The sequence below is a fragment of the Azoarcus sp. TTM-91 genome, from assembly GCF_012911025.1.
Taxonomy (GTDB): domain Bacteria; phylum Pseudomonadota; class Gammaproteobacteria; order Burkholderiales; family Rhodocyclaceae; genus Azoarcus.
Genome location: NZ_WUEI01000024.1, coordinates 43,005 through 54,351, shown reverse-complemented (window position 1 = coordinate 54,351; position 11,347 = coordinate 43,005). Strand labels below are relative to the sequence as shown.

Genomic DNA, 11,347 nt, shown 5'->3' with positions numbered 1-11,347 from the left:
AGTCTGCACGCTGCGGGCTTCGGGGCTGGCCGCGGCGCTCCTGGCTGTCCCTGGTTGCATCCGCCGCCTCACTTCGGCTCGGCGGCGAGCATGTAGCCCTTGCCGCGCACGGTGAGCAGGTGGCGGGGATTGGCCGGGTCGTCTTCGATGGCGCGGCGCAGGCGCAGGATGCGCACGTCTATGCTGCGGTCGTTGATGGCGGCGCCGGGGCCGTCGGCCAGGCTCACCAGGCGGTCGCGGCCCAGCGCGCGGCCGCGGTTGGCGGCCAGGGCCTGCAGCAGGTCGAACTCGCCGGCGGCCAGCGGAATCACCTGCTCGCCATCCAGCAACTGCCGGCGTTCGCCATCCAGCCGGTAACGGCCGATGCGGACCGCCGCTTCCGGCTGGCGGTGGGCCTGGGCGCCGAGCAGGCGCTGGCGGCGGATCAGGGACTGGATGCGGGCGAGCAGTTCGCGCGGCTCGAAGGGCTTGGGCAGGTAGTCGTCGGCGCCGGTCTCCAGGCCGATGATGCGGTCCACCGGATCGCCGCGGGCGGTCAGCATCAGGATGGGGATGGCGTCGCCGTTGGCGCGCAGCCGGCGGCAGGCGGCGAGGCCGTCTTCGCCGGGCAGCATCAGGTCCAGCACGAGTACGTCGAAATGTTCGCGCTCCAGCAGGCGGTCCATGGCGGTGGTGTCGGCCGCCTCGCGCACCCGGTAGCCGCGGCCGCCGAGGTAGCGGGCCAGCAGCGCGCGCAGTTCGGCTTCGTCGTCCACCACCAGCAGCTTGCCGGCTTCCTCCACTGCGTTCTCCCTTGGTCAAACCACCGTCGCCATCTTAGCTGCGGCGCCTGCGGCTCAGCGCAGTGGCTTCGGTTACCGGCGATTACCAGTGCGGAGGCCGGTAATCGCCGGTAATGAAGCGGGGTTTCCGGGTAACCCGGCGGCGCTCCCGCCGCCCTAGAGTGCGGACAGCCCGGCGCGCCGTGCGGCGGGCATTGCGATCAGGAGCGTTCCCCATGGCATCTCATCTTCAGTCCTTGCGCGCTGGCGGCATGCTGGCAGCGCTGCTGCTGGCCGCTGCGCTGGCGTTGCCGACCCAGGCCGCCGGTGTTGTTGGCTCGCGCGAAGTCACCGGGCCCAAGGGCGGCAGCATGGTGCGTCAGCATGCGCGGCAGGGCGATGGCGCCGGCAACCGCAGCGGCCAGCGCATCCGTAGCTGGTCTAGCGCGGAAGGCGGCAGCGGCGCGCGCAGTGCGCAGAACAGCCGTTCGGCCGACGGCAGCGCCAGCCACGACAGCAGCGTGGCGGCCAGCAACGCGCGCGGCAGCGTGGCCAGCAGCGGCAGCGCCAGCCGGGATGCCGACGGCAACATCAGCCAGAGCCGCAGCACCTCGGCGACCAGCGCCACCACCGGCAACTCGGTGCAGAGCAGCTCCAGCTACAGCAAGGACAGCGGCTGGTCGCGCAGCGCCACCTGCTACGACGCCGGGGGCAACACCATTGCCTGCCCCAGCCGTTGAGCTGGCCGGTGGATGATGACAAGGAGCGGAAGATGACGCGTTTGATTTCCGGTGTGACGCTGGCGGCGCTGCTGGGGCTGGCTGCCGGCATGGCGGCGAGCGGGGCGAGGGCGGCGGAGCCCGCGGCGCAGGAGGGCGCGGCGCGGATGAAGGAGCGGCTGCAGGAGCGCTTCGCGGCGGCCGATGCGAACCGCGACGGCAGCCTCAGCGTGGAGGAGGCCAAGGCCGGCATGCCCTTCGTCCATCGCCACTTCGGCGAGATCGACAGCGCCGGCAAGGGCAGCGTGACGCAGGCGCAGGTCGAGGCTTACATCGCTGCGCAGGCGGCATCGCGGCGGGGCAGCCGCTGAGTTGCGGCTGGGCGCAGGCCGGCGGACGGCCGCCGGCCGGGTTCAGCTGCCCCAGGTCACCGGCACGCCGGCGCGGGCGGAGCGCTCCAGCATCTCCAGCAGCGGCCAGCCGCGCTGGGCGAGGCCGACCGGTGCCGCCATACCGGTCTGGCCTTGTTCCTTGGCGGCTTCTTCGTCCGGCTCGCCCTGCCGGGCCTGGCGGGCACGGTCTTCCTCGATGGCGGCATGCAGGCGCTCGATGGCGGCTGGCAATTGCTCGACGGTGACGATGCCCTGGCCGTCCTGCGGGTCCTTGCCGAGGATGGCGAGCAGCGCCTTGGCGGCGTCACCGAACATGATGACGTCGGCGCTTTCGTCGGAATGGAAGGTGATCAGCATGTATTAGCTCCTTCAGAGTCCCTTCACCGCGTAGATGCCCGGCGCGTTGCGCCAGTAGCCCTTGTAGTCCATGCCGCAGCCGAACAGGAAGCGGTCGGCCACGTCCACGCCGGTGAAGTCGGCGCGCATGCCGGGGTAGGCCTTGCGCGTGTGATCCTTGTGTACCAGTACCGCTGTGAGTACTTCCCGGGCGCCTTCGTTCTTCAGGTAATCGACGATGGCCGCCAGCGTGTGGCCTTCATCCAGGATGTCGTCCAGCACCAGCACGCTGCGGCCACGCAAGTCCTGGGTGGGGCGCACCCGCCAGTCCAGCAGCGTGCCCTGCAGCGCGTGGCCGTAGCGGCTGGCATGCAGGTAGGAGGTTTCCAGCGGGAAGGGCAGGCGGGTGAGCAGGCGGCCGGCGAAGATCAGGCCGCCGTTCATCACCGTGTAGACCAAGGGGTTGCTGTCCGCCAGCCGGGTGGTGATTTCGTCCGCCATGCGGTCCAGCGCCTGTTCCACCGTCTGCGGGGAGGCGAGGCAGTCGGCTTCGGCAAGGATGAGGCGGAGGGCGTTGAGGTCGGGGGCCATGGCGTAGGACGGCGGCTGATCGGGCCGGCGCGGGAGGTCTGCGGAAGGCGCGCATTTTATCCCAGCGCGGCTGAAGCCATGCCAGTGGCGCAGTCGTCGGTAGTAAACTGCGGCGACCCTTCAAGGACCGCTCCCGATGCCCATTCACCAGATCGACCATCCGCTTGTACGCCACAAGATCGGCCTCATGCGCGAGGCTGACATCAGCACCAAGAAGTTCCGCGAGCTCACCGCCGAACTGGCGCGCCTGCTGGCCTACGAGGCGTGCAAGGACTTTCCGCTGGAAACGGTGACCATCGCCGGCTGGGCCGGACCGGTGGAGGTGGAGCAGATCAAGGGCAAAAAGGTGACGGTGGTACCCATCCTGCGTGCCGGCCTGGGCATGCTGGACGGCGTGCTGGACATGATTCCCAGCGCCAAGGTGAGCGTGGTCGGCATCGCCCGCGACGAGGAGACCCTGCAGCCGGCGCCCTACTTCGAGAAGTTCGTCGGCCACCTGGGCGAGCGCATGGCTTTGATCATCGACCCGATGCTGGCCACCGGCGGCTCCATGGTGGCGACGGTGGACATGCTCAAGCGCAACGGGTGTACCCAGGTGCGCGCGCTGGTGCTGGTGGCGGCGCCGGAGGGCATCGCCCGCATGGCGGCCGCCCACCCCGAGGTGGAGATCTACACCGCCAGCATAGACAGCCACCTCAACGAGCAGGGCTACATCATTCCGGGCCTCGGCGATGCCGGCGACAAGATCTTCGGCACCAAGATGAATTGAGCGCGGCCGCCGGCATGGCGGCTGTTCGAGGCCGCCATGCCAGCAGGCGCTGGGCCGGTCCTTCCTGTGCCGCTCGCCGGCAGGGCGGTTGCCCGCGGGCTGCCGGCGCAAGAGCCCGACGCCTTCCAACCCTTATCCATCACTTCCGCCCTCGGCGGGGAGCTCAACCATGCGTGAGAACGCAACTGCGCCGGCGGCCCCGGCGTGGCGCCAGGCGGTGGCCGGCGCGCAAATCCTGTTCGTGGCCTTTGGCGCGCTGGTACTGGTGCCGCTGCTCACCGGCCTGAATCCCAGCATGGCGCTGCTGGGCGCTGGTGTCGGCACGCTGCTGTTCCAGGCACTGACGCGGCGCCAGGTGCCGATCTTCCTCGGCTCCAGCTTCGCTTTCATCGCCCCCATCATCTACTCGATGCAGACCTGGGGCCTGCCGGCCACCATGGGCGCGCTGGCCTGCGTCAGCCTGGCCTACTTCGCCTTCGCCGGGCTGGTGAAGCGTTATGGCGCCCAGGTGGTGCACCGGCTGATGCCGCCGGTAGTCATCGGCCCCATCATCATGGTGATCGGCCTCGCGCTGGCCGGCGTGGCGGTAAATATGGCGATGGGCCTGAGCGGCGACGGCAAGCTCACGCTCATGCCGCGCGAGCAGGCACTGCTGCTGGCGGTGGTTTCGCTGGGCACGACGATGGCGGCGGCGATCTTCGCCCGCGGCATCCTGCGGCTGGTGCCCATCCTGCTGGGCGTCGCCACCGGCTATGTGCTGGCGGCGCTGATGGGCGACGTGGATTTCTCCAGGATCGCCAACGCGCCGTGGATTGAGATGCCTCACTTCGTCACCCCCAGCTTCGAGCTGGCGGCGGTGCTGTTCATGCTACCGGTGGCGCTGGCACCGGCGATCGAGCACGTCGGCAATGTGATCGCGGTGGGCGGCGTCACCGGCCGCGATTACACCCGCGAGCCGGGCCTGCACCGCACCTTGGCGGGCGACGGACTGGGCGTGCTGTTCGCCGGCATGGTCGGCGGCCCGCCGGTGACCACTTATGCGGAAGTGACCGGCGCGGTGACGCTGACGCGCAACTTCAACCCGGTGATCATGACCTGGGCGGCGGTGTTCGCGGTGGCGATGGCCTTCGTCGGCAAGTTCAACGCGATGCTGCAGTCCATTCCGGCGCCGGTGATGGGCGGCATCATGATCCTGCTGTTCGGCTCCATCGCCGCCATCGGCCTGAAAACGCTGATCGCCGCGCGCACCGATCTGGAAGAGCCGCGCAACCTTGTCATCGTCTCCACCGTGCTGGTGCTGGGCATCGGCGGTTTCGGCTTTTCGATCGGCAGCTTCGTGCTGCAGGGGGTGAGCTTGTGCGGCGTGTTCGCGGTGCTGCTCAACCTCGTGTTGCCCGAGAAGCGCGCCAACGGCTGAACAGGCTGAGCAGTACCGGCACCAGGGGGGCGACAGAACCGCCGCGCACCCGCTTGAACAGCATCCAGCCCACCCAGGCCCGCCGCACCAGCCACCAGGTGCGGCGCGGGCGGGCGAGCAGCAAGAGCAGCGCGGCGCCGGATAGCAGGGGGGCTTTCTCCCTGGCCCAGTCCAGCTGGTCGCGCACCCGGTCCACCGTGTCCAGCGCGGACTCCACGCCGGCCAGCCGCCCCATCATCTCTTCCCGCTGCGCTTCGGCGCGGATCTGCAGCCGCTGCTTGCGCAGCGCCAGCTCGACCATCTGCGGGCTCATACGGCTATCACCATGCGTGGCTCACTCTTCGCGCTGCAGGGCCGCACGGTCGCGGCGGAGTTCGGCGAGGCTGGCGGAAAACAGGCTGCTGCCGCGGCGTAGCTCGCGGGCAGCATTGGCCGCGGTGAATAGGCCGCCGCCGAGCAGGATGGCAGTGGCGAGGCCGAGAGCGAGCAGGCGGTAGTCGTCCCACAGCAGCACGGTGAGGAAGATCACCAGGAAGACGAGGCCGAAGCCCAGTAGTACCGCCGCGAGTACGGTGTTGAGCAGCAGCGCGGCCAGCCGCAGCTTTTCTTCCTGGAGTTCGACGCCGAGAAGTTCGAGCCGGGTCTGCACCGCGTGCAGCCCGGCATCGAGGATGCCGCGCAGGCTCTCAGCCAGGCGCGGCCGTCGGGATTCGCTCATGCGCCGGGTCAGCGGCGGCTGACCAGCAGGCCGAGCAGGAAGGCGACGCCGGCGGCGACGCCGACGGATTGCCAGGGGTGGGCGTGGACGTAGTCGTCGGTGGCATGGGCGGCCTGCTTGGTCTTCTCCAGCAGGGCGGCTTCGGCTTCGGCAATGCGCTCCTTGGCACCGGCGAGGCGCTCGCCGATGCGGCCGCGAACGTCGTGGAGCTTTTCGCCAGCCTGGTCGGCGGTCAGTTTCAGCAGCTCTTCGGCGTCGGCGACGACGACCTTGAGGTCGGAAACGAGTTTGTCCTTCGAGGGGTGCGTGGTGTCGCTCATTGAAGCCTCCGTGGGGGTGCTATGACATTCGCGGCGGGGCGCGAGGGCGGGTCAACGCTAATCCCAAAGCCGGGTCGAAGGCAAATAGCCCCGGAGCGGCTCAAGCCGCCGGCTGGTGCGGCGCCGCGGCGGGAGCGACGCGGGGCAGGTGCAGGGTGAAAACGGTACCCGAGCCGGCATTGCCGTTGCTCACGCTGCGCATTTCGATGCGACCGCCCAGCAGCTCGGTGACGATCTGATAGACCACATGCAGCCCCAGCCCGGTGCCGCCGTCGTGACGCCGGGTGGTGAAGAAGGGATCGAAGATCTGCGTCAGCACTTCGGCGGGGATGCCGATGCCGGTGTCGGCGACGGTGAGGAGGACGCCATCCTCGCCTTCCGCTTCGGCGCGGAGGGTGAGGTTGCCAGCGCGGTTGTCGGGGAAACCGTGCACCAGCGCATTCTCGACCAGGTTGGAGACGACCTGGCCGAGCGGGCCGGGGTAGCTGTCCATCTCGATGGCCGGGTCCAGCTCCAGCGTGAGGCTGACGGGCAGGCTGCGGTCCCACTTGTGCAGGCGGTGGTCGGCGTCCACCAGGGTTTCGGCGAGCACGAAGTTGCGCCGTTCCATGGTGGTGCGGTCTATTGCTGTCTGCTTGAAGCGCCGCACCAGCGCACCGGCCCGGTCCACCGCGCGGGCGGCCAGCTCCATGCCTTCGCCGCAGTTGGCGAGGAAGGTGGCGAGGTCGGATTTCCTCAGGCCGGACTGGATGCGTTCTTCCAGCTGCTTCAGTTCCTGCCGCGCGGTGCTGAGCGCCATCATCGCGCTCCCCAGCGGCGTGTTCAGCTCATGGGCGACGCCGGCCACCATGAGGCCGAGGGCGGAGAGCTTGTCGGCACGGGCCAGGTCTTCCTGCACTGCACGCAGGTTGTCCAGCGAGTGCTGCAGGGCGGTATTGGCGTGGGCGAGGGCCAGGCTCTTCTCTTCCTCGTTGCGCATGGCGAGGGCGAGGCGGACGGAGAGGCCGAAGGTGATCGCCACCGCCACCAGCACAAGCAGGCTGAAGGTGAGCTTGCTGCGGGCGGTGAGCGCATCCAGCGCAGGTTCGGGGATGCGCACCAGCAGGCGCCAGGCCAGCGCGCTGCCGCGCTGGCTGGCGCCGGGGGCGGGGTCGCCGCTGAGGTTGAAGGTGAGGTAGCTCCAGATGCCATTGTCGTCGCGGTAGCTGCCCTGGTCGCTCTCCTGCATCTGCCGCCACAGCTGCGGGACGCGCTGTGCCAGGGTGTTCTGCGGGCGTTCCAGCTGCCAGCCCCAGCTCATCTGCGGATCCGGGTGGAGTAGCCAGTAGCCATCCGGGTTGATCAGCTGGATTTCCAGCCCTTGCTGCAGGCCGATGGGCTTCAGCCGCTCCAGCAGGCGCTCGGCATGGTAGTTGAGGATGACGATGCCGTGTCGGCGCCTGGCGTCGAACACCGGTGTGGCGATCCTCAGTGTAGGTTGCCGCGGAAGCCCGGCGCCGTCGTGCTCGAAGTCCAGCGCCAGCGGGGAGTAATAGATGGCATCGTCCTCGAGCTGCATGGTGTCGATGAAGTAGGCGCTGTCGGCCTGGTTCCGCAGATCCCGTTCGGGAACGATCTCGCTGCGCCGCGCGGTGTCCGTGTAGATGACGCGGATGCGCTCCATGCCGGTCTCGTCTATCCAGCGCACCTGGTCGTAGTAGCCGGAGCTCTCGGCGAAGCTGCGGAAGAGCTGCAACTGCAGCGGTCCGTCGGCGAAGCCATTGCCGGGCAAGTGGGTGAAGAAGTCGCCGAGGAACTGGATGTCGCGCCGCAGGGTGGCAAGGCCGCGCGCCAGTATCTGGTTGCCTTCGGTGAGGGCGTCCGCCTGGGCGCGCAATAGCGGGGTGTGCAGCGTCTGGCGCAGGTCGTACCAGATCAGCGGCGTGCCTAAGCCAAACACCAGCACCCAAGGCAGCAGCAGGGCGGCCAGGCGCCGGCGTACCCCCCACAGGCGGGCGACGGTGCGCGCCGGTGCCGTGGGCGACGGCGCATTCTCTAGGGGTTCGCCGGCCATCCTCTCAGTGTTGCCAGCAGATCGGCCAAGGGCTGCGGCCGCCCGAAGAAGTAGCCCTGGGCCTGCTGACAGCCGCGCTCGCCCAGCCAGTCGCGCTGTGCCGGCGTTTCCACCCCTTCGGCAACCAGCCGCATGTCGAAACGTTGCCCCAGGCTGATGATCATGTCGGCAATCGCCAGCCGTTCCGGCGTATTGCCGATCTCCTGGACGAAGCTGCGATCTATCTTCAGCGTGGTAGCGGGCAGGCTGCGCAGGTAGGAGAGCGAGGAGTAGCCGGTGCCGAAGTCGTCGATGGCGAGCGGGAAGCCGGCGTCGCGCAGTTGCTCCAGCAGGTTGCTGGTGCCGGTGCGTTCGTCCATGGCGATGGATTCGGTGACCTCGATCTCGAGCAGCGAGGGCGGCAGCCCGTGCAGCTCCACGGTGGCGCGCAGGTCGTTGAGGAAGCCGTCGCGGGCCAGTTGCAGGGCAGACACGTTCACCGCCACCGGGATGTTGCCGAAGCCGGCCGAGCCGAGGCGGGCGAGGGCGATGCAGGCGAGCTCGATGATGCGCCGCCCCAGCGGCACGATGAGGCCGTTGGCCTCCGCCATCGGGATGAACTCGGAGGGCGGAATGCTGGTGCCATCGCGCTTGGTCCAGCGCGCCAGCGCCTCCGCACCCACCACCCGGCCGCTGGCGAGGTCCACCTGCGGCTGCAGGGCGATGTGGATCTCGTCGCTCCGCAGGGCGTGATAGAGATCGTGGGACAGGGTGTAGCGCTTGTCGGCGGCGACCTCCATGCCGGCCTCGTAGCCGATGATCTGGCTCAGCCCCTGGCGCCGCGCCTGCTTCAGCAGCAGCGAGCCCACCGCCATCGCCGAGCGGGCGGAGCCGTTGTAGTGGTCGAGATCGATGCGGGCGGCGCAGACGCTGATGAAAGGCGGAAAGTCGGGATCGTCCGGGTCTTCCGCCTCCAGGTGGCTCACGCACTCCATGCCCAGCATGGCGCCGGGGCCGAGGATGCCGAAGGTATCGTCATGCAGGCGGGCGACGACCGCCGGCGAGGGAAAGCGCCGGCGCAGGCGGTTGGCCATGCGTCGCAGCAGTTGGTCGCCCTGGGAGATGCCGAGCGACAGGCAGCTTTCGGAATACTGGTCGAGATCGATCAGCAGCAGGGCGTGGTCGCGGGGCGGCGGCACGGCCAGGAATTCTTCCAGTACCCGCACCAGGGCATTGGCGTTGGGCATGCCCAGCAGTTCATCCTCGAAGGCCATGCGGTCCAGCCGGCTGACGAGGGCGATGGAGACCAGCCCGGCGTTGATGTTGCTGGCGAATACCCGCAGCAGCTCGTGTTCGGTGGCGTCCAGCGGCCGGCGCGTCGCCAGGTAGGTGGCGCCGTGCGGCCCTTCGGCGCCGCCGGGGAAGTAGAGCACCTGGCCGGTGTCGTCCTCCATGTTGCGGTGTTCTTCCAGGGCCCGCGCCAGTAACTGGCGGATGCGGCCTTCCTCCAGCACGGACAGGCGGCTGGCAATCAACTGGCCGAAGCGGCCGGCGGCGCCGACGATGGTGGCGGACAAGGGGTCGCCGTCGCTGCCTTCCTGCACGCAGACGATGCCCTCCGGGGTCAGGCCCAGCAGCCGCGCGAGCTCCTGCACGACCCGGGTGGAGAACTCCTGCAGGCTGCGGGCGTGGATGAGGCTGCTGCTGGCTTCCACGATCATCTGCAAGCCGCGGCGGGCGCGGCTGAGGGCGATCAGCTGCTCCCAGGCGCGCAGCGCGCTGGTGAGCACGCCGTAGAGGCGTTCGGTGGTGAGTTCGGTCTTGAGCCAGTAGTCGTTGATGTCCAGGCGGTCCAGCGCCGTCTGCATCGGCGCCATGCCTGGCTGGCCGGTGAGCAGCACGATGCGGATCTCGGCGTTGCCGATGACTTCGCGCAGGCTCTTTACCAGCCGCAGGCCGGCATCGTCCGACTCCATCACCACGTCCAGTAGCACCACGGCGATGTCGCGGTCGCCAGCGAGTACCCGCGCGCCTTCCGCGGCGGAACTCGCGGTAAGCAATTCCACCGGCTGGCCCTGGTAGCGGTAACGTGCGAGCGTGTAACTCAGGGTGCGCTGGAAGCTGGCGTCGTCGTCGACCGACAGCACCTGGAGGCGCCGTCCCGAGCTGGCTTCCGGCGCCGCCTGGCCGTCGTCTTCCGGAGCGAAGGCGAAATCTTCGTCCCCGGACGCCCCGTTGGGCGGCCGTGCCATCGAGCTGTCCATGGGGCGCTGCTCAGTGGCGTTGCGGCGGAACGGAAAGCGGCCGGGGCGAGGCGGAAGTCGCACAGGCCGGAGAGCGTCGGCCGGCATGGCCGGGGAAGTCTTTGCGCGGCGGGCGGCGGATATTCACCATTGGGGACCTCGCGATGCGGACGCTGCCCCATGAACTGGGGCTATATCGGAATCATAGACAGGCCAACGGAATATTCCAGACGCGCGCAGGGTCTTTCCCCGTCAGGGGATGAAGTCGTAATCCACCGTCAGCGGCGCGTGATCCGAAAAGCGGGTGGTTTTCCACACGGTGGTGCTGCGGGCGGTATCGGCGATGCCCGGGGTGGCGATCTGGTAGTCGATGCGCCAGCCCACATTCTTCGCCCAGGCCTGGCCGCGGTTGGACCACCATGTGTAGCACTCGTCGGTGGTTTCCGGGTGCAGGTGGCGGTAGACGTCCACCCAGCCCTGCTCATCGAACAGCAGCGACAGCCAGGCGCGCTCTTCCGGCAAAAAGCCGGAGTTCTTGCGGTTGCCCTTCCAGTTCTTCAGGTCGATCTCGCGATGGGCGATGTTCCAGTCGCCACAGACCACCACCTCGCGGCCGCAGGCGCGGAGTTGTGCCAGATGCGGCAAGAAGCGCTCCATGAAGCTGAATTTCGCCAACTGGCGCTCTTCCGAGCTGGAGCCGGAGGGAAGGTAGAGGGAAATGACCGAGAGTTTGCCGAAATCCAGCTGCAGGTAGCGGCCCTCGGCGTCGATGTCGGCAATGCCCAGCCCTTCGACGATGTTGTCCGGCTCGTGTCGCGAATAGATGCCGACGCCGCTGTAGCCCTTCTTCTCGGCGTAGTGGAACCAGCCTTTATAGCCGGAGGGCGCGCGCATGGCGTCGGTGAGGTCGGCCGCCTGCGCTTTCAGCTCCTGCAGGCAGACGATGTCCGCGTTCTGCTGCGGCAGCCACTCCAGCAGCCCCTTGGTGACGGCGGAGCGGATGCCGTTGAGGTTGAGGGAGATGATGCGTAACATGGTCGAGTTTCCAG

At 68.7% G+C, this 11,347-nt stretch carries 13 protein-coding genes; 4 read left to right on the top strand and 9 right to left on the bottom strand.

Annotated elements, in window-relative coordinates:
- Nucleotides 1-68 precede the first annotated feature (68 nt).
- A complete protein-coding gene (locus GRF61_RS09595; RefSeq protein WP_169150437.1) occupies nucleotides 69-782 on the bottom strand; it encodes a response regulator in 714 nt (237 codons plus the stop codon).
- 215 nt (nucleotides 783-997) lie between these two features.
- Here GRF61_RS09595 and GRF61_RS09590 point away from each other — a divergent pair, with 215 nt between their 5' ends.
- Together GRF61_RS09590 and GRF61_RS09585 are read left to right on the top strand one after the other, a co-directional pair.
- Complete coding sequence (locus GRF61_RS09590) at nucleotides 998-1,501, top strand: hypothetical protein (RefSeq protein WP_169150436.1); 504 nt, start codon at nucleotides 998-1,000, stop codon at nucleotides 1,499-1,501.
- A gap of 32 nt (nucleotides 1,502-1,533) precedes the next feature.
- The gene (locus tag GRF61_RS09585; RefSeq protein WP_169150435.1) at nucleotides 1,534-1,851 is read left to right on the top strand and encodes a hypothetical protein; all 318 of its coding nucleotides are present in this window, start codon (nucleotides 1,534-1,536) and stop codon (nucleotides 1,849-1,851) included.
- A gap of 42 nt (nucleotides 1,852-1,893) precedes the next feature.
- On the opposite strand, the gene GRF61_RS09580 is transcribed toward GRF61_RS09585, so the two are convergent.
- Entirely contained in the window at nucleotides 1,894-2,229 is a 336-nt protein-coding gene (locus GRF61_RS09580) for a DUF1840 domain-containing protein (protein WP_169150434.1), read from the bottom strand.
- 12 nt (nucleotides 2,230-2,241) lie between these two features.
- A complete protein-coding gene (locus GRF61_RS09575; protein ID WP_169150433.1) occupies nucleotides 2,242-2,799 on the bottom strand; it encodes a hypoxanthine-guanine phosphoribosyltransferase in 558 nt (185 codons plus the stop codon).
- 136 nt (nucleotides 2,800-2,935) lie between these two features.
- Here GRF61_RS09575 and upp point away from each other — a divergent pair, with 136 nt between their 5' ends.
- Both upp and GRF61_RS09565 read left to right on the top strand, forming a co-directional pair.
- Nucleotides 2,936-3,568, top strand: a complete 633-nt coding sequence (upp, locus tag GRF61_RS09570) for a uracil phosphoribosyltransferase (protein ID WP_133594221.1) — start codon at nucleotides 2,936-2,938, stop codon at nucleotides 3,566-3,568.
- A gap of 169 nt (nucleotides 3,569-3,737) precedes the next feature.
- Complete coding sequence (locus GRF61_RS09565) at nucleotides 3,738-4,985, top strand: uracil-xanthine permease family protein (RefSeq protein WP_169150432.1); 1,248 nt, start codon at nucleotides 3,738-3,740, stop codon at nucleotides 4,983-4,985.
- Here GRF61_RS09565 and GRF61_RS09560 read toward each other — a convergent pair.
- From GRF61_RS09560 to GRF61_RS09535, 6 genes are all read right to left on the bottom strand, one after another.
- On the bottom strand, nucleotides 4,948-5,298 hold the full coding sequence (locus GRF61_RS09560; protein WP_169150431.1) for a YqjK family protein: 351 nt from the start codon (nucleotides 5,296-5,298) through the stop codon (nucleotides 4,948-4,950). The genes GRF61_RS09565 and GRF61_RS09560 overlap by 38 nt on opposite strands.
- Before the next feature lie 21 nt (nucleotides 5,299-5,319).
- Entirely contained in the window at nucleotides 5,320-5,703 is a 384-nt protein-coding gene (locus GRF61_RS09555; protein ID WP_169150430.1) for a phage holin family protein, read from the bottom strand.
- Between the two features lie 8 nt (nucleotides 5,704-5,711).
- Complete coding sequence (locus tag GRF61_RS09550) at nucleotides 5,712-6,023, bottom strand: DUF883 family protein (RefSeq protein WP_133594217.1); 312 nt, start codon at nucleotides 6,021-6,023, stop codon at nucleotides 5,712-5,714.
- A 100-nt stretch (nucleotides 6,024-6,123) separates the two neighbouring features.
- Complete coding sequence (locus GRF61_RS09545) at nucleotides 6,124-8,076, bottom strand: sensor histidine kinase (protein WP_169150429.1); 1,953 nt, start codon at nucleotides 8,074-8,076, stop codon at nucleotides 6,124-6,126.
- Complete coding sequence (locus GRF61_RS09540) at nucleotides 8,058-10,319, bottom strand: EAL domain-containing protein (RefSeq protein ID WP_248281173.1); 2,262 nt, start codon at nucleotides 10,317-10,319, stop codon at nucleotides 8,058-8,060. The genes GRF61_RS09545 and GRF61_RS09540 overlap by 19 nt, the downstream gene beginning before the upstream one ends.
- Before the next feature lie 231 nt (nucleotides 10,320-10,550).
- Nucleotides 10,551-11,333 (bottom strand): exodeoxyribonuclease III, encoded by a 783-nt coding sequence (locus GRF61_RS09535; RefSeq protein ID WP_169150428.1) that lies wholly within the window; start codon nucleotides 11,331-11,333, stop codon nucleotides 10,551-10,553.
- Nucleotides 11,334-11,347: the final 14 nt, after the last annotated feature.